This is a genomic window from Psychrobacter sp. M17(2026) (assembly GCF_055699815.1).
Genome location: NZ_CM146741.1, coordinates 1,552,673 through 1,576,739 on the forward strand (window position 1 = coordinate 1,552,673; position 24,067 = coordinate 1,576,739).

The following is a 24,067-nucleotide window of genomic DNA, read 5'->3' on the forward strand; positions in this document are numbered from 1 at the left end:
TTTTATTTAAATTTATTAAACAATTTTGAGAGATTTATGTCAAAGCAGAATACAAATAATCAAGAAGAACAAACACCAACCTTAGAAGAAGCTAATGAGCTTATTGCTCAGCTGCAAGCCAAGTTAGACGAGATTACCGCGTCTGGCAAGCAACCTTACCCTAATCAATTTAAACGTACTGACTATGCGGCAGACTTGCAAACTGCTTTTGAAGGTATAGACAAGCAAGAGATCGAAGAAAAAGCGGCTAACGGTGACAAGATTCAGGTCAATGTTGCAGGTCGAGTGATGCTGAACCGTGGCTCATTTATCGTCATTCAAGACATGAGTGGTCGTATTCAACTCTATGTCGCTCGTAAAGAGTTAGATCCAGAAACGCTGGCTAGTATTAAATCGCTAGATTTGGGCGATATCGTCGGTGTATCAGGCTACATCGGTCGCTCAGGTAAAGGCGATCTGTATGTCCATATTGAAGACTTTACGCTATTGACTAAATCGCTACGTCCAATGCCGAATAAGTTCCATGGTCTAGCGGATGTTGAAGCACGTTATCGCAACCGTCATCTTGACTTGATGACTAATGAGACCACACGCGATACCTTTATGATCCGTAGTCAAGTGATTAGTGGTATCCGTCAATTTATGCTGGATGAGCGCTTTATGGAAGTCGAGACGCCGATGATGCATCCGATACCAGGCGGTGCGGTTGCGCGTCCATTTGAGACTCATCATAATGCGCTAGATATGGCACTTTATTTACGTATTGCGCCTGAACTATATCTGAAGCGCTTAGTGATTGGTGGCTTTGAAAAAGTATTTGAGATCAATCGCAGCTTTCGTAATGAAGGGGTGTCAACGCGCCATAACCCTGAATTTACCATGATTGAATTTTATCAAGCCTACGCAGATTATCATGATTTAATGGATTTGACTGAGCGTATGTTTGCAAAATTAGCCAATGATATTTTGGGTAGTACAGAGATTACTTATCAAGAAGAGGCGATTAGCCTAAAAGCACCATTTGCTCGTTTATCAATGTCAGATGCTATTGCGCAGTATGCTGAAGGCTTTGATATGGCGCAAATTAATAATCGTGATTATCTAGCTGATTATGTTGCCAATACTTTACACCAGCCTGTTAATGATGTGTTCGGGGTTGGCAAGCTTATGACTATAGTGTTTGAAGAAACCGCTGAGCATCAATTGCGTCAGCCTACTTTTATCACTGAATACCCTGCTGAAACCTCGCCACTGGCGCGTCGTAGCGATGATAATCCTGAGATTACCGATCGTTTTGAGTTGTTTATTGGCGGGCGTGAATTAGCTAATGGCTTCAGTGAATTAAATGATCCTGCCGATCAAGCTGAGCGCTTCCGTGGTCAAGTGGCAGAAAAGGACGCTGGCGATGATGAAGCGATGCATTTTGATGAGGATTATATCGAAGCCTTATCTTATGGCCTTGCACCAACGGCAGGCGAGGGTATCGGTATCGATCGCTTAGTCATGCTATTTACGGATTCGGCTAGCATCCGCGATGTGATCTTGTTCCCACATATGCGCCGTAAAGCGGATTAGTCATCTGTTTGATAGCTTTTACTTAGTACTGTTTAAAAGCTAATAAAATCTAAACGCTAAACCCAACAAGTCAGACGTCAGTGCTGGCTTTTTGCTATAATAAGAGCGCTTAAAATAGTACGCAAATTGCCTGATTTAAATATAATAATTAGTAAAATGGATAGATATGACCCAGCAATATCAAGTCTTAGCTCGTAAATATCGGCCCAAGAACTTTCATGAACTGATTGGGCAGACCCATGTCTCACAAGCGCTGATCAATGCCATTGATTATAATCGGTTGCATCACGCTTACTTGTTTACGGGTACACGCGGTGTGGGTAAAACGACTATCGCGCGTATTCTAGCTAAATGCTTGAACTGTGATTTGGGAGTGACTAGTACGCCATGCGGTGTCTGTGATAATTGCGTGGCGATAGATCAAGGACGTTTTATTGATCTGATTGAGATTGATGCTGCCTCACGTACCAAGGTTGAGGACACGCGAGAGCTACTCGATAATGTGCCTTATGCACCAAGTCAAGGTCGCTATAAAGTCTACCTAATTGATGAAGTGCATATGCTGTCAACGCATAGCTTTAACGCGCTGCTCAAAACGTTAGAAGAGCCGCCTGAGCATGTGAAGTTTTTATTAGCGACCACTGATCCACAAAAGCTACCGATTACTATTATCTCGCGCTGTTTGCAGTTTGTATTGCGTCCACTAGCGCAGACGTTACTGAGCGAACATCTCGCTAATATCTTGACCCAAGAGCAGGTTGACTATACGCAGCCAGCACTATGGCAATTAGCAAGTGCAGCTAAAGGCTCAGTGCGCGATGCCTTGTCATTGACCGATCAAGCCATTGCCTTTGGTCAGGGTTCGCTTGATGATGCAACCGTCAATGCGATGCTCGGCTTGATAGATGCCGCTGATTTGGTGCGCCTAATTACCGATATCTATAATCATGATAAGTCGTTGGTCGCGGCACATATCGAGCAGATGCGTGCGCAAATGGTCGACGCGTCCAGTATGTTTGATGGTTTAGCTGAGCTATTACATCAGCTGGCATTGACGCAATTGCTACCAGAGGTGGCATTAAACGTCAATGAAGCGCAAGCTGAGACTATCACGACTTTAGCCCAGCATATCAGCCCTGATGTGTTGCAACTCTATTATGAGATTGTGGTGCAAGCGCGTGAAGGTATAAAGCTGGCAAGTACGCCTATGCAAGCACTTGAGATGTGTATTTTGCGTCTGTTGGCTTTTAGACCTTTGCCTGTCGATGAGATAATCGCTCCAGTATTTAACGATAGTTCAAACTTGAAGACTATAGATCAGGTCAGTTCAGCATCTAAAACGCTAGCTTATGATATTGATTATCAAGCAAATGATCCTATTATCGAAAAAGACAATAGTATTGACTCAAATGAGGCTGGTTTAAATGGAACTGATTTAATCGATGCTGACTCTGATGTAATTGATGATGATTTAGGTACTGAAGCTCATAATGATAGCTATAGTAACTATGATCTAAAAGCTAGTACTGAAGTAAAGCAAAGCACTACGTTAGAAAATAGTACTGAGTTAGAAGATAGTACTGATAATCAAGACGAGGCAATCGCTGTTACTATTGATAGTGAGCCTGCTTTAAATGCCGATCTTAATAAAGAAATAGAGGCTAATTCGGTTAGTGATTCTGATGTAAATGCTGTTAATGTTACTAATGATAATATTGAAAGTAATGATTCAAGTAGTGCTATCGGAAATACTGAATCAATTGGTGCTAGCCTAAGTTTTATGCCAGCCGTTAAAGACGAGACTAACTCTGACTTAATCACTGAGCCTGAGCCTAAAATTGAAGCAATGAATCTCTCCTATTCAGATATCCATTCTGAACCTGCTGTTAATTCCAAAATGGATATTGCAGTTATAAGTAGTGACTCTGTTGTTAACGATATATCAGCTACTAAAGCTAAAGTAGAAGATGATCTTCAAGAGGTAGCTGCACATGACGAAAGTGATGTTGATAATGAGATTGCCACAGTCGATCCGCGTACTTTGCTACGTTGTCCTGAGCAAGTATTAACAGGCGAATGGACGCCAGAGAAATGGGACTATTGGCTACAAACGGCTCGTGAAGAGAACAGCCTAGCAGAAGATGAGCGCGCTCTAGCTCGCCAAGGCATGATGACAGGACTTTGTAACGGTGAATCGACCTTTATCACTAACGTAGACAGTAAGCATCTGCAAGCAACTTTTGAGCAGCTATCCGCAAAGCTGCAACAGCAATTCACCCAAGCTGAAATAAGTCTGCAAATAGATAAAAACGTTAGCGAAAATAAAGATAAAACCCCTGAGAGTCGTCAAAAAATGCGCTTAGAACAAGCGACTTTGGTCGCACAGACATTATTGTTAGAGTCACCAGTGATGCAGTACTTGTCGCATCGTAATGAAGGCAAAATGGGGAAGGTTAAGCTGACTTAAATAGTCGATGATAGTATTCAAAATAGCTTTTTTTGTTATCTGACTTAATATAATTCTAGCGTTAAAAAACGAAATTTTTTAGTCAAACGCTAGTCTGCTGATTTTTATAGGATTTTGATTATTCAAACTTATTAATTGTGCGTTATAGATATATTTAAGACAGATATACAGAATAAAATTCAGATATAATGGTTAAGTTATATTAAAAATTAAAAGTCAGGTTGGATGGAAATATGATAGATAATTTACGCGGTATGGCCGTGTTCGCAAGCGTAGTCGGACACGGCTCTTTTAGTGGCTCAGCTCGTGAGCTTGGTATTACGACCAGTGCCGTCAGCCAGCAAATTCGCTCATTAGAAAACGAGCTCGGAGTGGTATTACTACACCGATCAACTCGTAAGCTGAGCTTAACAGAGGCGGGTGAGAGTTTTTATGAAGCGGCCAAGGATGTCGTCAGTGCTGCTGAACAAGGGCGAATAAAAGTCAATCAGCTACGTGATGAGCTAGCAGGTAGCTTGCGTATTGCTACGACGCCTGAGCTTGGTGTCAATCATATTTTGCCAGCTTTATCAACTTGGATGGCCGCTCACGACGATCTCAGCATCACCTATTTGGCGGATAATCATTATATTGACATGATTGATGAGCGTATTGATATTGCGGTTCGTATGAGTCCTAGCATTAATGATTCCACCTTGAGCAGTCATCCGCTGACTACCGTACGTCAGCTATTGGTTGCCTCGCCGCAGTATTTGCGTCATCACGGTAAGATTGAGAGCACAAAAGATCTAAATGAGCATCAGCTGATCTGTATTGATATCATGAAAGATACCAATCAGGTTGATTTAACGCAGGCTGAAACGGGTAAAAAATCTCGAATAAAAATGAATTCGCGTATCCACACCAATAACGTCTTTATGGCCACGACTTTAGCCAAAGAAGGTCATGGCTTAGTGCGAATGATGGAGATGGATATCAAAAAAGAGCTCGACAGTGGCGAGCTGGTTGAGGTTTTGACAGGTTATAAGTTACCAAGCTTTGTACTTTATGCGGTTACGCTCAATCGCGAACAGCAGCCTGCCAAGATTACCCGTTGCTTAGAAGTACTAAAAAAATACTTCCATGCCAGTTAATATTTAGATAGCAAAGAGTTTAAATATAAAAAGCCTGTAGATACAGTATTGTCTACAGGCTTTTTTGCACCAATAATAAATTAAATAAAACCTAGCTTATAATTTAGCTTACAATTTATAGTAAGGGGCGTAATAGCCTAAGCAGACGATCAACCACTTGTTCGCTTTCGTTACGATTAATATTTAGTGGTGGCAATAGGCGTATGACATGGCCACCAGTGACGTTGATAATCAGCTGTTGCTCATCACGAGCTAGATCTACCAGTTGACTACAGTCCATAGTTTCAGGCAGCACGATACCAATCATAGTGCCAGCACCGCGACTACTCACACCCTGTTGTTTTAATTCATCGGTAAGGCTATCACGGATAAACTGACCTTCAACTACTGAATTGTCCATAATATCGGTATTTTTTAGCACATCGTAGACGCTATGAACCACACGGCTGGCAAGAGGAGTACCACCATAAGTAGAGCCATGACTGCCTGCACCGAACAGACCATTGGCTCGGCCTCGCACCATACATGCGCCAACAGGAAAGCCATTGCCCAAGCCTTTTGCAGTCGTTAATACATCAGGACGCGCATTACTATGCTGATAAGCAAAGTATTTACCAGTACGACCATTACCTGTCTGCACCTCGTCTATCATAAATAGCCAATTGTGTTTATCACAAGCGGCTTGTAGATCTTCTAAATAGGCGAAACCATTGACTGCGGTATTAAGACCACCTTCACCTTGGATAGGCTCTACAAAGATAGCGCAAATATCACTATGATCTATAGCGGCTTGCTCAATCGCCACCATATCACCAAAGGGTACGCGAATAAAATCGTCATCTAAAGTAAAAAATCCTTCACGAGCTTTTGGATTGGCCGTAGCTGACAGTGATAGTAAGGTGCGACCATGAAATGATTGCTCCATGACGATGACTTTTGGACGCTTAAAGCCTCGGTTGTACGCATATAACCGTGCCATTTTGAGCGCCGCTTCATTAGCCTCAGCGCCACTATTAGCAAAGAATACACTGTCCATCTGTGCCGCCTTGCATAGGGACTCACCCGCGCGCTCTTGCCAATCGATACCGAATAGATTGCTAGTGTGAATAAGGGTTGCTGCCTGCTCCTGAATAGCCTCAGTGACTTGAGGATGACAATGTCCTAAACCACAAACCGCAATACCTGTAAGCGCATCTAAATAAGGAGTGTCGTTCTGAGTATAGAGCCAGCTGCCAGCGCCTCGGGTAAAGCTGATCGGCTGACGGTTATAAGTGGGCATCAGATAAGTCGCTGACATACAAGTATCCTATAATAGTAAAGTATTAGATAATAAAAAGAGTTTAGAGCAAGCGCTAAGTAACTAAGTAAAGATCACTAAGCTATAGCTCATCGGAGAATGGCGTCGACTCTGCGGGTAAAGTATACTCTTCACTTGCCCAAGCCCCTAAATCCATAAGCTTACAGCGCTCACTACAAAATGGCTTTGATTTATTATCTTGCCATGGTGTTTTAGTGCCGCAACGCGGGCAAGGGTAAGTTTTGGGTAGCGTTTCGGTTTTTGATGATGTTGTCATAAGGCTGAAGATGTACTCGTAATAGTGATAGAAAGTGTCATCAATGAAGCAGAATGGTTATAATAGCATGCGCTTATAAAAAGACAAATATAGCTGAATTTAAAACAGTAACTAAGAAGATGTAGCCTGCTAACTTATAGTCTGAACGCGGCTATCAACCATCTTAGCAAAGCCGGCGTTAAGGTAGCTTGTTTAAGACATCAACCAAATTATTAATAGTGATAAATAGCCTAAGTAAATTACTATAACTAATACTATGTAAGTAAAATGAAGAGGTATAAATGCTCGATCAGCAAAAAATGTCGCATAAACAGTCAAGAGCCTTTCAGGCAGATAAGTTATCACCACCGCGCGATTTCACTATCCCTGAAGCTTTAGCGAGTACCAAAAAAATTAAGCAACCTTTAGTTTTAGAGATTGGTGCAGGGAAGGGCAAACATGCTTTGCTATTTGCCAGTCAAAACCCAAACAAGCAGCTAATAGCTATTGAGCGTACTCGTAACAAGTTTGAGGCGTTTGCTAAGCTTGCCACAGAGCATAATCTGACTAACCTAACCCCAGTCCATGCCGATGCTATCGCTTGGATCGTTCATGCTATAAAGCCTAAGAGCATTGCCTGTATTTATATTCTATATCCTAATCCTGAACAGCATAACCCCAATCAGCAGTGGTTAAACATGCCCTTTTTTGAATTTTTATTATCGCGCTTGAGCGATGGCGGGGAGGTGATATTAGCAACTAATATCGAAAGCTATATGGATAATGCTCAGCAGCAAGCTAAGTCTATATGGTGTCTACCCACACTATGTGAAAAAGTCCCTGCTGATAGTCAACGTACTCACTTTGAAGTCAAGTACTTAGCACGTAACGAAACCTGCTGGCAGCTAACGATGACTAAGCCTAAAGGCTATAGGACTAGATTTGATAATTGGGTAACAGCACATAAGAAATAGCCTAAGTAAACGTGATGACTAGCTCATAGAGAAGCTACAACACTCAGTGTGCAATACAGGATTATTAAAGTTTAGTACTTAATCTAGAAACATAAAATAGCCTAAGTAAAAAAAATAATAAAATTAAAGACCGCCACTAAAGGACGGTCAAATTTTATGGCTTATTCGATCAAAAATAAAATAGAACTTACAGAAAAGGTTTTACTAATTTATCTGAATTGGTATGAGCATCTAGCACTGTTAAAAAGGTATAAGCGCCTATGAACTTACGACTGATGAACATAAACTCTTTTGGTGGTAAATTAAACTCAAATGATTGCATGGCGCGTTGAGCCGTCGCTGAAATACGTGAATGCAGTTTACTATTAGCCCAAACATAACGCTGATTCTCATCCAAGCAATTAGCAGGGATATCAGGGTTAGTAGCAGGATCACTAAAAGGCTCAGTGGCTAATAAAAATAAAGCAGCAATATCTGAGTTAACCTTTTCGCTCATGCTATAAAAGAAATCATAGCCTGTCATAGCCTGTTTCATAGCTTCATGATCATGGTGATAGCCTGCACGAAGTAGGCCATGCGCTATCGTTAACAGATGATTATCAAACTGACGAATAGCGCCAAAGTCTAGCAGCACTAGTTTATCTTGCTGATCCTTAGTGTCAGCAATGCGAATGAGATAGTTACCAAAGTTTGGATCAGTTTGCATCTCGCCCCATACAAAAATCTCTTGCATCATGATTTCAATGGCCGCTTGACCAATTGCATTACGGCGCTCATGAGACAATACCTGCAAAGATTCTGAGGTGATCGATACACCTGACTCATAGCTCATACATAACAGATATTTGCTAGAGTAGTTGCGGTTAATCTTTGGCACGACATAACGGGAATCATCTTGCAGACGCTGATAAAAACGCTCAGTGGTCGCCGCCTCAATAGTATAGTCAACCTCGACATGCAACAAGTCGCGAATCTCTTCAAACCAAGTATCTAGCGCGCGCGTTTGCGGTACCGCATTGCTCACCTTTAAGAGACGCTTGAAAAGAGCTAGATCTGAATCAATAGCATCAGCCACACCTGGGTATTGGATCTTTAATACCACATCTTCACCAGTAGCTATAATAGTAGCGCGATGAACTTGGGCTAGGGAGGCCGTACCAATAGGAACAGGATTAACTTCAAGCTCATCTAACTTGTCACCCAAAGTACGACGCAACGTTTGCTCGATTTTTGGCCAAGCAAGGGTAGCGGTATCATCGTTGAGCGTTTGCAGAGCACGAGTAATCTCAGGAGGCAGTACATGCTCGCCATACATCGCTAGCATCTGACCGATCTTGACTACTGAGCCCTTAAGTTTACCGAGCTCTTCGGCGACATAATTTGCTTGAGCCTCCATAAAGACTTGGTTGCGCGCAGAGCGAGCTTTTTTATCCAAGAACATACCAGACACGCTGTTACCTGCCCAGCGTCGACCGATGTTTAAAGAAGTTTTTGCAATCGACATACGACGCTCAAAACCTGAGGTTTTCAGATTATCGATGGATTGCTTGTTATTAGGTCTAGTCGTATCATTTGCCATAAGTATAGGTGTTTGCCAGAGTAGTTATGATTTGTGGGTTCAAGCCTCATAATACAAGTGAGTGTTGCCACCAATATACAAAATTGTATCATACTAAACGCTATTGATTGGTAGCAGATAACGTCTGCTGAGCACACATTAAAGTAATCCTGGTAGTTCTTAATAAATAAAAACGCTGTCCGATTGCTAAGACAGCACTTTTAAACTATAAAGGTCCGATATTATTATCAATAAATGATCAGAGCATTTCGCGACTGATAGCATGATGGCCAATATCACGGCGATAATGAGCACCTTCAAAGCTAATAGCACCTGTGACCATCAGCGCCGCTTGCTGCGCATTTGATATCGTGTTAGCAAGGGCAGTGACACATAACACGCGCCCGCCATCGGTAACCACTTCTTTTTCACTATTTGTATTATTGGTATAGTCATCAGCGCTATCACTATCGTTAGACTTAGCAAAAGTTGTACCGGCATGAAATACTTTTACTGCTGTATTTATATCTGTTGTCAGTGCTGGCAATCCTGATATTACATCACCTTTTGATGAGCTCTCAGGATAGCCTTTTGAAGCGACTACGATACCAAGGGCAACTCGATCATCCCAATCCGCTTGACTAGGCAAATTTCCCGCCAGCCCTTGAGCCACTAAATCCACCATTGAAGACTGCAACCGCATAAGAATAGGCTGGGTCTCAGGATCACCTAAACGGCAATTGAATTCAATGACCGAAGGGTTACCAGACTCATCAATCATAAGGCCTGCATATAAAAATCCAGTATAAGGATGACCCGCTGATTTCATGGCATCAACCACAGGCTGAATCACTTGCGTCATAGTTTTTTCATAAACTATGTCGGTAACGACTGGCGCTGGCGAATAAGCTCCCATACCGCCTGTATTCGGTCCCATATCACCTTCAAAAGCACGTTTATGATCTTGGCTGGTCGCCATTGGCAAAATATTATCGCCATCAATCATACAGATAAAGCTGGCTTCTTCACCCGATAAGAACTGCTCAATGACCACCCGGCTACCAGCCTCACCGAACTTGTTGCTAGCCAGCATATCGTCTATAGCAGCATGTGCTTGTTCTATCGTTTCGGCGACGATGACACCCTTGCCAGCAGCGAGGCCATCCGCTTTTATCACAATAGGCGCGCCTTGCTCATCAATATAATTCTTAGCTAAAGCAGCATCCGTAAAGCCCTCATAAGCGGCGGTTGGGATATTATTGGTCGCCATAAACTCTTTAGCAAAAGTCTTAGAACCCTCCAATTGCGCGCAATAAGCTGTTGGACCCCAAGCTTTTATTCCTGCATCACGACAAGCATCGACTATACCAGTGACTAATGGCGCTTCTGGCCCAACAATCACCATATCAATATTATTATTTTGACAAAAATCAATAACGGCGCTATGCTCGCCAGCCGTTTCACTAGTCGTTTTTAGGACTACGTTTTTGCATTTTGGTTCAAGAGCAGTGCCTGCATTACCAGGCGCGACATAGACTTGTTGTACCTTGCTATCTTTGGCACACTGCCATGCCAAAGCGTGTTCGCGTCCACCTGCACCTAATACCAAAATATTTATCATATGCCGTGCCTTTTATGTCTAAAGTCGTATTGTGAGCGAAAAAGTCGTATCGTAAGTTAAATAGTACCAAGGGTGACGAATCATCATCTGTATGCTCATGCTCATTACTGAGCATAAATTGGTTAGAGACTTCACCATACATTGTCCAGCTGCATTCTAGCAAAAAAACACTAGCGATTACATTGATAAAATCGTGTTTTGTGCTTTAGCCATGTTTTGTGCTTTAGCTATGCTTGTGGATGCGTTACACTTTGATATATTCGTTGTAGAACGATACTAATAAGATGTTAAATAATTACGCTGTTCAATAATAAGGAATGTATAAGGTCAAGGTTAAAAAAAGATCAATACGTAAAATTTACTTGTCATCACTAATAGATGCTTGATAAAGATACTGCCAATAATATGATCAAAAGTTAAAATAACAGTCAATTCAAAAATCAAACTTATTAAAAGGATTTAATCCATGCTTAACTCTCTCAATATTACAACAGAACGCATCGAACAAATAAGCGACATTGCCACCAGTTATGTGCAAAAGGATAAATCGCTACTCGATCACTTTGTGCGCACCTATTACCAACAGCTGCATCGTGATACCGCTGATGCTACGAGTGATGCCGATCTTGCGGGTATGGTTCTGCATCATTTCACTTTGCTCAAGGCCTATAACGGCAAGCAGCCACAGCTCGCAATTATCAATCCATCGGCTGAAGAGCAACACTTTCACAGCTCGCATACTATCATTCAGATGGTGGCCTATGATCGACCATTTTTGGTAGATACCTTACTTATGGGTCTTGAAGAGCATGGGGTCGACGTCCATCGAACTTACAACACCATTGTCAATGTGCAACGTGATGATGACGGTACTATCACGCACGTTGAAAATGCTGAGGAAAGTGCTACTAATCATTTATCATTGATTCATTGTGAGATCGCTTACCAAAATAATGACAAGCTCGCTGAACTACAAAAGATATTGTTCGACAAAGTAGACACCCTTGATATCGTGGTTGGCGACTGGAAACAGATGCGCGAACGTCTAGTGGATATAAAGCAAGAGATTGCAAAAAAACCACTACCTGAATCCTTTTATCCGCATCAAGAAATTCAAGATTTTTTGGAGTGGATATTGAACGATCATTTTATTTTCTTGGGATACCGCGAGTATCGCACAGAAGGGGGTCGTTATATTGAGGTTAATGAATCGTCAAAAAATGATGCCAAAGATAGCAGTGCTGATTTAGATTTATTCACTGTTGCTAAAAGTGGTCTTGGATTATTGCGCAGTGATAAACAAGACGCTATATCAGAAAGCTTCAGCAAACTCCCTAAAGAGTTGAAGCGACTATTGACTGAGCCTAGAGTGCTAATGCTGTCTAAGTCAAGCCGTGTATCGCCGATACATCGCCCCGTCTATATGGACTTTTTGGGTATTCATAAGTTCGACGATAATGGCAAATTAGTAGGTGAGTACCGTTTTATTGGACTATTGACCTCGCAAGCCTACCAGTTGAGCGTACAGCACATCCCATTATTACGTGAGAAAGCCAATCAGATCATGGCTATGGCGAAGCTACCTCGTGATGGACATGCACACTACAAGATGATGCATGTCATCAACTCATTACCACGCGATGATTTGTTCCAAGGCAATGTAGAAGAGCTATTTCCTATTGTTTCAGGCATAACTCAACTACAAGATAAAAAAAGCTTACGCTTATTTAGCCGTATCGATCACTATCAGCGCTTTGTGTCTTGCTTGGTCTATATTCCACGTGACAAGTTCAACACCGAGCTGCGTATCAAAGTACAGCACATGCTCAAAGAAGCTTATGGTGGGGCTTCATCTGGCTTTACCACTGAGTTTGATGAGTCTGAACATGCCCGCGTTCATGTGCATGTTCGTACCACGCCAGGTCAAGTCAATGATGTCAATACTAGTGAGCTTGAGGCTGAGTTGTCAGCGCTGATGCAGTCATGGAGCGATCACTATGAAGAGATGCTGCTGGATAATGTCGGTGAACAGCAAGCAAACGCTCTTAATCAGCGGTTTCTAGGTTATATTCCTGCCGCCTATCAAGAGCGTTTTGATGGTCGTACTGCGGTAGAAGACATCAAGCGCTTATCTCGACTATCAGATAGTCAACCAATGATTTGGCACTTGTATCAGTCAACAGGAGATGCGGGTAATCAGTTACATCTCAAGCTATACGGTCGCCAGCAACCTATTATCTTATCCAAAATATTACCTGTACTTGAGAACTTTGGTGTGGCGGTATTCTCAGCTCAGACTTACGAGTTTGACTTACCCGAGCAGACTATTTGGATGCAGGAATATGAGCTCACCTTAGAGCATGTCGATAAAGTCGATATGCAAGTGGTTCGAGGTCAATTTGAAGATAGTCTCAAGCAGATTTGGGCAGGACGCGTGGAGAGCGATGCCTTTAACGAGCTGGTGTTAATCACTAAGCTGGATACTTTTGATGTGGTCGTACTACGAGCATTGTCACGTTATATGTTACAAGCCCGTGCCCCTTTTTCTAGTGCTTATATCACCCAAGCGGTCGTCAAAAACAGTGCAATTAGTATCTCATTAGTTGAGCTTTTTCACGCACGCATGAATCCTCAGCATGATGAAGCAACGCGCTTAGCAAAAACAGTAGAGCTGCAAGAACACATTACTACGGCATTGGTCAAGGTTGATAGCCTAGATGAAGATCGTATCCTACGTTGGTATCTAGATTTGATCAACGCTATGGTGCGTACTAACTTTTATCAGCGCGATGAGAACAATGAGCGTAAAGATAGACTTTCTTTTAAATTCTTAGCTGCAAAAATTCCAAACTTACCTAAGCCAAAGCCAATGTTTGAGATATTTGTGTACTCTCCTCGCGTTGAAGCGGTACATATGCGTGGCGGAAAAGCGGCACGTGGTGGCCTGCGCTGGTCAGATCGAATGGAGGACTTCCGTACTGAGGTGCTCGGTCTGGTGAAAGCACAAATGGTCAAAAACGCCGTCATTGTGCCAGTAGGCTCTAAAGGTGGCTTTATTGTTAAGACCAAAAGCATGGCGGATGGGCGTGATGTGTTTCAGGCAGAAGGGATCGCTTGTTATCAGACATTCTTACGCGGCATGCTCGATGTGACAGATAATATCGTTGATGGGAATATCGTCCCGCCAGCCAATACCGTCCGTCATGATGAAGATGATCCGTATTTAGTTGTCGCCGCTGATAAAGGCACAGCAAGCTTCTCTGATATCGCTAACGCTATCTCTACTGAATATAACTTTTGGCTCGATGATGCCTTTGCCTCTGGTGGCTCAGTAGGGTATGACCATAAAGCTATGGGTATTACTGCTCGTGGTGGCTGGGAGTCGGTCAAGCGTCATTTCCGTATGCGTGGAATGGATATTCAAGGGCGCGATGACTTCACCGTCGTCGGCATCGGTGATATGAGTGGTGATGTATTCGGCAACGGTATGCTGCAATCACGACATACCAAGCTGGTCGCTGCCTTTAACCACATGCATATATTCATTGATCCAAACCCGGACCCTGAAGCGTCATATATTGAGCGTGAGCGCCTGTTCAATATCCCACGCTCAAGCTGGAGTGATTATGAGCAATCTCTGATCAGTCAAGGCGGCGGTGTATTCTCCCGCACCGATAAGACCGTTGCTATCAGTAGTGAGATGAAAGCGCTTTTCGATATCAGTGCCGATAGCCTAGCGCCTAATGACTTTATTAGTGCACTATTGCGCGCGCCAGTCGATCTGTTGTGGAATGGTGGTATTGGTACTTATGTGAAGAGCAGTAATGAGACTCATGCTGATGTCGGTGACCGTGCTAATGATGCGGTGCGTGTCGACGGTCATGAGTTGCGTACTGCCATTATCGGTGAGGGCGGTAACTTAGGGTTTACTCAACAAGGGCGTATTGAATACGCACAGACAGGAGGACGTATTTATACTGATGCTATCGATAATTCAGGTGGCGTCAACTGCTCGGATCATGAAGTCAATATCAAGATTTTACTGGGTAAAGTGGTCGAGCAAGGCGACATGACTCTCAAGCAGCGTAATGAGTTGCTTGAGAGTATGACCGATACGGTTGCGCAGTTAGTATTGCGTCAAAACTATCTACAACCGCAAGCAATCGAGCTAAGTCATATCCGTGCTGCCGCAAACTTAAGTGATCATCAGCGCTTTATTCAACAGCTAGAATCTGAGCAGCGCTTAGATCGTGCCATTGAGTATTTGCCCTCGGATGATGAGATTGCTCGTCGCCAAAAAGCAGATACTGGCTTGACCAATCCTGAGCTAGCAGTGGTCATGGCTTATGGCAAAATGTGGGTCTATGATAACCTGCTATTATCTGACCTGCCTGATGCGCCATATTTCATTAACGAGCTACGTAAATACTTCCCAGAGGAGTTGGCGTCACGCTTCTTTGATGAGATGACAGAACATCGCTTGCATCGTGAGATTATTAGTACTTACTTGACCAATAGCGTAGTCAACCGCTTAGGTATCGAAGCGCTGTTCCGTCTTTATGAAGAAACTGATCAGTCGCTTGCGACTATCATCCGTGCTTATGCCATCACCCGTGAAGTGTTTCAAGTGTCCAAAGTATGGAATCTGCTTGAGTCTCTAGACAATAAAGTTGATGCTAAAGTGTTGCTAAAGCTAGAGCTGAGTCTACGTGACTCACTCGAGCGTGGTGTGGTTTGGTTCATTAATGCCTTTGGGCAAGATCTGCAAGTTGCCGATATGATCGAGCGCTTCTCTGGTAGTGTCGAGCAATTGACCAAAGGCGGCGGCTTTATCGAGCAGCAGTTTGCTGATTATCTACAAGAAGATACCGCAGCGTTGAATACCGATGGTCTGTCAGATAGTGATGCTATGTTCTTTGCTATTCTACCTTATCGTGTCGATGCCCTTGATGCTGCACTGCTTGCTGAACAGTATGAGCGCTCTGTCGATGATATTGCCTCGTTATACTTTGAGGCGTATCAGGTCTTGCAGTTAGATTGGATGATGGAGAATATCGCCACATTGCCGCAGCAAGACTATTGGGATCGCCGCGCTCGTCATGCCTTGGTCAATGAGCTATCGCGTAGCCTACGCTTATTGATGGATGCGATACTATCACAGCCAGATGCCAAACAGGCCTTTAGCGACTGGAAGTCTCGTCATAGCGCTCATCTACAGTCAGTCACAGGTGAGATGAAAAAACTAGACAGTAATAATGATAGCATCATCAGTCTGTCGACTTTATCAGTATTGATGAGTGAGCTGAGTGGCATTGCTAGCAAATAGTTAATTGGAAATTGAAAGTCATAATACAAAAAACCACTCTTAAGAATTTAAGGGTGGTTTTTTACGTTGGTTGTTGGCTTTTGTAAATGCAAACACAATAACTATCAAATAAACAGTCTGTGAAATTAGTAGTGTCCTATACGGAGCTGGCAATAAGCATCGAGGCTATTACGGCTAAACAAAATACCGCAATAGGTAAAATATTGCTATAGAAAAAGGCTATCAGTGCTTTTATAAAACCAGTCATCTCACCATCTTTTAACCATACTTTTGTGACCATAGCACTAATACCTGTATTGTACTGTTAACTAGCAATTTTCTGGCAACCTTGACCACTAATATGACTAAAGCCACCTGAAAGTTTGGTAACCTGAATTTGCGTTAAAATGCGCTCTTTTAAAGCCGCTACGTGAGAGATAACACCAATCAATTTACCTTCTTGTTGCAAGCTGGTCAGGGTATCAAGGGCAATATCAAGCGACTCTTCATCTAAAGTACCAAAACCTTCATCTAAAAACAATGAATCGACGCGAATATTATGACTGGCCATCTGTGACAGTCCTAATGCTAGCGCTAGACTAATGATAAAACCTTCACCGCCCGATAAGTTCTTAGTACTGCGAATCTCGCCACCTTGATAGTTATCGATAACGTTGAGCTCCAACGCATTGTTATCATCGCGTATTAGTAGGTAGCGATCGCTCATTTTATGCAATTTTGCATTGGCATGACTGACCATAATATCGAAGGTTAAACCCTGCGCGAAGGTGCGATACTTTTTACCGCTAGCGGAACCAATCAATTCATTAAGTTGTCGCCAAACTTGCAGCTTTTCTTTTTGCACATCGATAGCCTCTCGTTTTTCTTGCTGACTATTCTTCTTCTCACTATTGTCTTTAAGCTGTTGACTCATTGCACCTATAGTCTCAAGCAGGCGATTATTATCTACCTGAACCAGTTGCTGTTTATCAATAAGCATTTCTCTATTATCAGCCGTCAAAGGGTTGGCTTGTTTTTCTGCTAATATTTGCTGGGTCTGCTGTAGTGCAGCGCTCGCTTGTTGTAGAGCGTTATCGATGTGCTGTTGCTGTACATTTAAAGAATTACGCTCATCTAGTGGCAGGCGTGCTGCTACAAAACTGTGCTCGGTAGCAAATTGCGAGCTTGCCAGCGCTGAGGTAAAGTCGCTTTGTTGAGCATGTAGGGTCGTAGTAGCAGATTGTATTTGCACTGCAAGCTTTTGCTGGCTGTCTTGTAATTGGGCGAGTCGTTGCGCAGTATTATCGTGCGAGCGTTGCGCAGTTGTCTGCTCATTTTTTGCCTGCTCTAACAAGTCACGTAGGCGCTCCTCCTCGACATCAGGATTTTTGTTTTCGATATTCTTCAACTTCTCATCGCGCTGTTGCTGTGATTGCTTCAGTGCAATTTCTTTATCACTGACTATCTGACTAAGCTTAAGCCGCTCATTTTTTTCATTATTCAGTTGGGCTTGTTTGGTTTCAATCTGAGCATGTAGATTACCTAGCATAGTTTTTAAGGTTTGCTGCTGATCTTTTTTCTCATGGAACACTGTCTTTAACTGCAACAAAAACCCGCGCTGCTGACGCAAAGAGTGCAGATGTTGCTCAATCCTTACGTCACTAAATATACTCTGCGTATCAATGCTGTTCTTTAAAGCCTGTAATTGCTCAGAGATATCTAATACCTCATCAATATAATTTGTATAGTTAGTAGCGGGATATTTATCTACTGATGCATGCAGGCCAGCACCAAGCGTTTGCAACTCAGAAAAATTATTACTGATCGTTTTCTCAAAACTTGCCAGCTGTTGTTGGTTGAGCTTGATGCTGGTTTCAATCTCACTAATGGCACTGGCCTGAGTAAAGCGTTGCTGCTCCGCGTTTTCGATGGCGTTGCTAACAATAGCTTGCGACTCAGTCAGTGCCTCATATTGAGATACTATCGATTTCAGCTGCTGTTTTTTCTGAGTCAATTGCTCTCGAATAGTGCTTAAGACAGACTGGATATTATTAATAAAGTCAGCGTCTTTAGCGTTAGCAATGCTATTTTTTAAAGGTTCGATAATAGCGCTAATAGTATAAGTATAAGTATAAGTATTCTGCTTATTATCAGACATTGATAGGTCAATCAAAGACGCTACGATGTTTTGTATCTCAGCCGTTACGGTTTTTGTTTGAGCCTGTATCGCTGCCAATTGCTGCTGTTGCTGGTCAATACGGTTTTGCTTAGTGGCACGCTCAACCTGCTGCGTTGATAAAGTCTGCTGCAACGCATCAAGTTGCTGATCTAATCCTTTGATCTGCTGCTGAGTTTGAGAGGTAATAGATTGCTCATCTTTGCTTTGCTCTAAAATAGGATGATACTGACCATAAGGATGCTCGGTCGCACCGCAAAGCGGGCAGGGGTGATTGTCTTGTAGCTCAACAATATAGTCCTCAAGCTTTGCGACTTTTTGTAGTAAATATAGATGCTGTTGCTTGTCTTGCCGTTTAGCTTTGGTCTCTGCTATTAACGTCTCGTTTTCCGTAATTAAAAGGCTACTCTCAACCAATTCTTTACTAATTATAGGTAACGCTTTTTCTATTTGACGGCGTTCTTGATCAAGTTCAGCAACTCGCTGCACTTTAGAGCTCACGTGCTCGATAGTAGTGTTGATCTGATCAATTTGCTCTTGTTCTACTCGCATCTGACTCAACGGCTTGTCGGCGATTAATTGTGCTCGCTGCTGCTGTAGCATCTCTAATTGAGTGCGCGTGTCACTCATGGCTGCTTTATCAGCAGCTTGCTGCTCATTGAACTTCTCAAGCGCCGCTTGTAATTGATTGGCTTGTTGCCTAGCGCTCATTCTGTCAGTTGCTAAGCTCGTATTGTCTTGTAGTAATGCCTTTAGACGACTGCAATTATTATTAAAAGTCGCGATATCGGTATCAAGATCATTAAGCTCATGGTGCATATTCAAAAAAGTATCAATACTTACCAGCTGCTCTTTACTGGTGGTCTGTAATACGTGATGGCTATTAATCTCTTGCGTTAGTCGCCCGATGTTAGTAGCGAGATTATCCTTACGTAGAGTGTTATCAGTTAGGCTATGGGTTTGTTGATTTATATCAGCTTCTAAGGCGCGTACTTGAGCTAAAATAGGTAAGGTAACTTGTAGCGCGTTATTAGAGTGCTCGCTAAGCTTATTAGCTGTATCCAGTTTGATAGCGGCTTGTTCGAAGTCTGCTTGTTGGGTCAGTATATTATCACTCAGTGCTTGCTGTTCATCGGTCAGGCTTTTAACCGTATCTCGATGATAAGTGAGTTGACTGTATTGACTATCTAACTCTAGTGCTTTATTCGCGGCTGAAAGGCGTGCTGCATCTGGAATAAAGTTTTGCTGTGACTGCTTAGCGGCTATTAGCTCATTATCATAAATCGTAAGCTTTTGCTGCAACTCGCTCACGGCATCCAGCCAACTTATTTGCTCATACAACTGGTTAAGCGCTTGTTGCTGCTCGCTCTGCGCCGTCTGCTGGATTTTTAAGGTTTGCTTAAGCTCAGCTTCTTGCTCGCTATCTAATAACGTTAATCCATCGAGACCGAATTGTAGTTTGCTGAGTGTCTCTTCCTCAGAGCGTTTTTTCTCATGGACGTGCTCGGAGATAGTCGCATAAATATCGGTACCGGTTATCTTCTCTAAGATATCGGCACGCTCGTCAGATTTGGCTTTTAAAAACGCTGAAAAACTGCCTTGAGCCAGTAGTATCGAGCGGGTGAACTGCTGAAAGTCCATCCGTGTCAGCTCAATGATTTTATCTCGGGTGCGCGATAACTTACTCTCTAAAATTTCAGCTTCTTTTGAGGGATCACTATTTAACTTGGCAATCTCATGAGTGGCATCTTGCAAGTTGCCATCAGACTTACCATAAGCGCGGCGCTGACCCCAACGGCAGCGGTATTGTCTACCGTTTAAATCAATCACTACTTCGGCAAAACACTCGGCAGTTTGGCGGGTCATGACCTCATTACTGCTTTTGCTAATGCTAGCAATACGCGGCGTCTCGCCATATAAAGCTAAGCAGATGGCATCCAAAATAGTGGTCTTGCCAGCGCCCGTTTGACCTGTAATCGCAAAGATACCTTCATTGATAAATGCAGGGTCAGTGAAGTCAATATGCCATTCACCCTTAAGAGAATTGAGGTTTTTTAGTCGTAGTTCGATTAGGCGCATAGGATAATCTTTATAGTTTTTTATTTTTAACGAAGTAGAATTTTAATACGTTTAGCTGATGCTGCTATTAAATAGTTGACGTTACTCAGCCCGACTATCATCATGATGGATATTATGTACTATCTGCTTATAGGCATTACGCAAACTTAATTTTTGTTCGTCAGGTATATTGTTGACTGTCAAACAACGCTCAAACACTTCCAACTCATTTAAATCTTGTAGTGTCTCTGTGCTTTGTTGTTGCTTCAGCACTTTATTATATGAATTGGCATTTTTGGTAATTAATACCTCAAAAGCTGAGCCTTCTACGATTTCATTAACTTTATCCTTTAGATTGCTGACGATTTCATCACCGTTATACACAACCTCTAGCCAAGTAGACTCACTGTTATCCATAGCTTGAACAGTCGCTGCGATAGTTTGCAGATCGCCTGTTACTTGCGCTAATTTTTGAAAACAAGGTATAGGCAAAGATAGTACTTTCATGTTTTTTAAGTTGTCATGATGCAGTACTTTGTGGTCAGACGCAGAATTAGGCAAGTCGGCATTCTCTTTTACAGTATTAACTAATGATTTATTATGAAGTTCTTCGATATGATCGTCAGAATCCTCGACTTCATCAAAGCCAAATAAATCATCCATTAATGCATTGCTTTTATTAATGGCTTTTTTAACGGTTTTTTCGGTAGGTTCAATTACTTTTTCTATAACTTCATCAACTACGTTTGTGACTAAACTTTCATTATTAAAATTATTTAACACATAGCCAAACTGAATAAGCAAGACTTGCTTTTGTTGACGAGCCTCGCCAAAACCCATGGCGATAGGCGAGCCTGAATAGCGGATATGCTCACAGCCTCCGACACATTGCGGTACGTGCAAATGACCAAGCGCCACATAATCAAAGCATTCATCAAACATCTCAGCAGAGATTTTACCTAAATTACCGACATACAGCTCACGTACACCATCATCTTCGGTAGTTTTACTACCAGCGGCAAATAAATGACCTGTCGCGATTATAGGGATATGGCGTTTATGAACTTTACTTAGCTGTCGTTGATTATCTTTCGCAATTTGAGCGACGCTATCATAATGGCTGCGAATACCTGCTATAACGTTAGCGTCTTTACTAGCCGCTGACTCGCCAGCGCTACTACCGCGCACATCGCGGTCGCGCAGGTAGGGCACAGCAGCAATAACGCAAAGCGGCTCGCCATTGTTATCATTTAGTACCAGTACTTCATCATTTAAGTCGTCACAAGCGGTGCCGATGACATGGACATTTAAAAATTTGAGTATTTGGCTGGGCGCATCTAAAAAGGTAGGTGAGTCATGATTGCCCGCGACAATGACGATATGCTGACAGCAAAGAGTGGAAACTTTGCCTAAAAACTCATAGTACAACGCCTGAGCGCGATTACTTGGCGTCATGGTATCAAATATATCGCCTGCGACAATCAAGACATCGACTTGGCGCGAGCTAATAGTCTCTTGTAGCCAGTTTAAAAATGCTTCAAATTCTTCATAACGCAGTCGCCCATACAGCCTGCGCCCTAAGTGCCAATCTGAGGTGTGCAGAATGGTTAAAGACTTGCTATCAGTGAGTGCAGATACAGTCGAATATTTGGTTGAAGGTGCAGACATAGCGATATAAATTTATAATTAGTTTAAAGGCTTCAGTTTAGCATAAAGCATAAAAAAACCACGCTAACATTCATTAGCGTGGATTTTTTATAGCTATTATTTGTATAACGCTAACCAATAACCAACTGCTCTAAACTATCGCTCTGTTGTTCAGCTAAGTTAGTAATCATTGATAGCGCATGGGCTTGCTGGCTAGATGGGTTCTCAGTCAGTTGATCTTTTGGTGTTGAAGCCGTACCACCGCGTAGCCAATTATCAGCTTTTTCATGATGACTATGCAGATTATACCAAGCTAAATCATCATGCAGCGCGACCACATCACCCATAATTAATAGCGCAGGGGTCGGCAGTTGGTTTTGCTCTTGCAACTCATTGATGGTCGCAAGTGTCCCTGTTAATACTTGCTGATTGGGCATACTGGCGTTGGATACGATAGCGATTGGGGTATCACTATTACGTCCTGCTTCGATCAAACCTTCGGTCAGACGTGCCAGCGAATGTAAACCCATATAAAATACGACGGTCTCATCGGTATTTAAAAAGCTGCCAAAGTTATTATTCGGTGCGCCTGCCTTTAAAAAACCAGTGACAAAGCGTACCGATTGCGAATGATCACGGTGGGTCAAAGGAATGCCTGCATAACTGGCCGCCGCATTGGCAGCGGTAATACCAGGCACCACTTGATAAGGAATATTATGGGCGCGCAGGCTCTCGACCTCTTCACCACCACGTCCAAATATAAACGGATCGCCACCTTTTAAACGGACAACACGGCGACCTTTTTTAGCCTCATTAACCAATAACTCATTGATGCCTAATTGCGCAACCGCATGATTGCTGCGTTTTTTACCGACGAATACTTTGTCCGCGTCACGGCGACACAAATCTAGCACTTGCGGAGAGACAAGCGCATCATAAAACACGATATCGGCTTGCTGCATCAGGCGTAACGCTTTAAAAGTTAATAGCTCAGGATCACCAGGGCCTGCACCAACGATATAGACTTCACCGACTGGCGGAGTAGACTGAGCTACTGTCTTACTATCACTAGCGGCTGACTCATTGCTAAGCACAGGCGCAGTCAGTGAATCGGTGTGCGTTTTTTGCGTAGCAGAATGCTGGTGAGTTGGTGCGTCTTTATTGGCATTTTCATGAGCGCTGTTATTAGCAATTTGAGCTGCGGTGCTATCTAAATCCGCTTGTAATTGCGCCGCCGCTTGACTCTCATTCCCAGCAAACATCAGCTCACTGACTTGACCTTCAAAAGCGCGCTCCCAAAACTGCCGACGTCCTGTAAGGGTTGGTATTTTAGTCTTTACCTCTGCACGAAAGTCACCCGCTAGCTTAGCTAACTTGCCATAGCCTTGCGGAATCAAGGTCTCTAATCTTGCTCGTAAAAGCCGAGCCAGCACTGGCGCTTTGCCGTTGGATGAGATACCAATAACGATAGGATTGCGATCAACGATAGCAGGGAAAATAAAGTCACATAGCGGCGGAGTATCAACCACATTCACAGGAATATTTAATTCAGTAGCATCAGCATGCACTTGATGATTAAGCGCCTCATCATCAGTGCCAGCAATGATAATGCGCGCGCCTGCCATATACTTTTTATTATATTGCTCATGGATAAGCTGATGCTTGTCATCTTGCAATAAAGCTTGCAGCTCATCGCAAATATGTGGCGCCACGACAGTAATACTCGCGCCAGCACGGCTGAGCAAATCGGCTTTGCGTAATGCCACATCGCCGCCACCAACGATAAGCACTTTGCGGCCTTCTAATTTAAAAAATAAGGGAAAAGTATTCATAGTATTTGTAATCTAATCAATTTAATTTATGGCGCTATTATGGAACATCATAAGCATAGGCTCACCTAATGAATTGGCATTAGCATAGTCGCTTTTGAGATAACAAAGATGGTTTTTGAATAAAAAGAGAATAGGTAAATTTTAAAGTAAGTATCTCCTATTATTGAA

Annotated in this window: 12 protein-coding genes; 5 read left to right on the top strand and 7 right to left on the bottom strand. The window is 42.8% G+C overall.

Features of this window, described 5'->3' with window-relative positions; all coding sequences use genetic code 11:
* The first annotated feature begins 36 nt into the window (after positions 1-36).
* From lysS to ACR63T_RS06640, 3 genes are all read left to right on the top strand, one after another.
* Positions 37-1,575, top strand: a complete 1,539-nt coding sequence (gene lysS / locus ACR63T_RS06630; protein ID WP_472785178.1) for a lysine--tRNA ligase — start codon at positions 37-39, stop codon at positions 1,573-1,575.
* A gap of 166 nt (positions 1,576-1,741) precedes the next feature.
* Entirely contained in the window at positions 1,742-4,042 is a 2,301-nt protein-coding gene (gene dnaX / locus ACR63T_RS06635) for a DNA polymerase III subunit gamma/tau (RefSeq protein WP_472785179.1), read from the top strand.
* A gap of 233 nt (positions 4,043-4,275) precedes the next feature.
* Positions 4,276-5,175 carry a LysR family transcriptional regulator gene (locus ACR63T_RS06640; RefSeq protein ID WP_472785180.1) on the top strand — a complete coding sequence of 300 codons (900 nt, stop codon included), beginning with the start codon at positions 4,276-4,278 and terminating at the stop codon, positions 5,173-5,175.
* Positions 5,176-5,290: 115 nt separating this feature from the next.
* Here the strand turns inward: ACR63T_RS06640 and ACR63T_RS06645 are convergent, their stop codons facing one another.
* Complete coding sequence (locus ACR63T_RS06645; protein ID WP_472785181.1) at positions 5,291-6,472, bottom strand: acetylornithine transaminase; 1,182 nt, start codon at positions 6,470-6,472, stop codon at positions 5,291-5,293.
* 82 nt (positions 6,473-6,554) lie between these two features.
* The gene (locus tag ACR63T_RS06650) at positions 6,555-6,749 is read right to left on the bottom strand and encodes a DNA gyrase inhibitor YacG (RefSeq protein ID WP_201573345.1); all 195 of its coding nucleotides are present in this window, start codon (positions 6,747-6,749) and stop codon (positions 6,555-6,557) included.
* A gap of 281 nt (positions 6,750-7,030) precedes the next feature.
* Between ACR63T_RS06650 and ACR63T_RS06655 the strand changes: the two genes are divergently transcribed.
* Positions 7,031-7,702, top strand: coding sequence for a DUF938 domain-containing protein (locus ACR63T_RS06655; RefSeq protein WP_472785182.1), 672 nt, complete (start codon positions 7,031-7,033; stop codon positions 7,700-7,702).
* A gap of 187 nt (positions 7,703-7,889) precedes the next feature.
* Here ACR63T_RS06655 and ACR63T_RS06660 read toward each other — a convergent pair whose 3' ends face one another.
* Both ACR63T_RS06660 and purD read right to left on the bottom strand, forming a co-directional pair.
* Positions 7,890-9,281: an ABC1 kinase family protein gene (locus ACR63T_RS06660; protein WP_472785183.1), complete on the bottom strand. Its 1,392-nt coding sequence runs from the start codon at positions 9,279-9,281 to the stop codon at positions 7,890-7,892.
* Between the two features lie 238 nt (positions 9,282-9,519).
* Complete coding sequence (gene purD / locus ACR63T_RS06665) at positions 9,520-10,878, bottom strand: phosphoribosylamine--glycine ligase (protein ID WP_472785250.1); 1,359 nt, start codon at positions 10,876-10,878, stop codon at positions 9,520-9,522.
* Between the two features lie 469 nt (positions 10,879-11,347).
* Between purD and ACR63T_RS06670 the strand changes: the two genes are divergently transcribed.
* Entirely contained in the window at positions 11,348-16,207 is a 4,860-nt protein-coding gene (locus ACR63T_RS06670; protein WP_472785184.1) for an NAD-glutamate dehydrogenase, read from the top strand.
* A gap of 304 nt (positions 16,208-16,511) precedes the next feature.
* Here ACR63T_RS06670 and ACR63T_RS06675 read toward each other — a convergent pair whose 3' ends face one another.
* The 3 genes from ACR63T_RS06675 to cobA form a co-directional block, all read right to left on the bottom strand.
* The gene (locus ACR63T_RS06675) at positions 16,512-20,441 is read right to left on the bottom strand and encodes an SbcC/MukB-like Walker B domain-containing protein (RefSeq protein WP_472785185.1); all 3,930 of its coding nucleotides are present in this window, start codon (positions 20,439-20,441) and stop codon (positions 16,512-16,514) included.
* Between the two features lie 81 nt (positions 20,442-20,522).
* Positions 20,523-22,088, bottom strand: coding sequence for an exonuclease SbcCD subunit D C-terminal domain-containing protein (locus ACR63T_RS06680; protein WP_472785186.1), 1,566 nt, complete (start codon positions 22,086-22,088; stop codon positions 20,523-20,525).
* Between the two features lie 110 nt (positions 22,089-22,198).
* Positions 22,199-23,899 (bottom strand): uroporphyrinogen-III C-methyltransferase, encoded by a 1,701-nt coding sequence (gene cobA / locus ACR63T_RS06685; RefSeq protein ID WP_472785187.1) that lies wholly within the window; start codon positions 23,897-23,899, stop codon positions 22,199-22,201.
* Positions 23,900-24,067: the final 168 nt, after the last annotated feature.

Bases quoted from the DNA above. Each gene is read 5' to 3' on its own strand.
- lysS (WP_472785178.1), top strand. From the start codon at position 37: ATGTCAAAGCAGAATACAAATAATCAAGAAGAACAAACACCAACCTTA.
- dnaX (WP_472785179.1), top strand. From the start codon at position 1,742: ATGACCCAGCAATATCAAGTCTTAGCTCGTAAATATCGGCCCAAGAAC.
- ACR63T_RS06640 (WP_472785180.1), top strand. From the start codon at position 4,276: ATGATAGATAATTTACGCGGTATGGCCGTGTTCGCAAGCGTAGTCGGA.
- ACR63T_RS06645 (WP_472785181.1), bottom strand. From the start codon at position 6,472: ATGTCAGCGACTTATCTGATGCCCACTTATAACCGTCAGCCGATCAGC.
- ACR63T_RS06650 (WP_201573345.1), bottom strand. From the start codon at position 6,749: ATGACAACATCATCAAAAACCGAAACGCTACCCAAAACTTACCCTTGC.
- ACR63T_RS06655 (WP_472785182.1), top strand. From the start codon at position 7,031: ATGCTCGATCAGCAAAAAATGTCGCATAAACAGTCAAGAGCCTTTCAG.
- ACR63T_RS06660 (WP_472785183.1), bottom strand. From the start codon at position 9,281: ATGGCAAATGATACGACTAGACCTAATAACAAGCAATCCATCGATAAT.
- ACR63T_RS06670 (WP_472785184.1), top strand. From the start codon at position 11,348: ATGCTTAACTCTCTCAATATTACAACAGAACGCATCGAACAAATAAGC.
- ACR63T_RS06675 (WP_472785185.1), bottom strand. From the start codon at position 20,441: ATGCGCCTAATCGAACTACGACTAAAAAACCTCAATTCTCTTAAGGGT.
- ACR63T_RS06680 (WP_472785186.1), bottom strand. From the start codon at position 22,088: ATGTCTGCACCTTCAACCAAATATTCGACTGTATCTGCACTCACTGAT.
- cobA (WP_472785187.1), bottom strand. From the start codon at position 23,899: ATGAATACTTTTCCCTTATTTTTTAAATTAGAAGGCCGCAAAGTGCTT.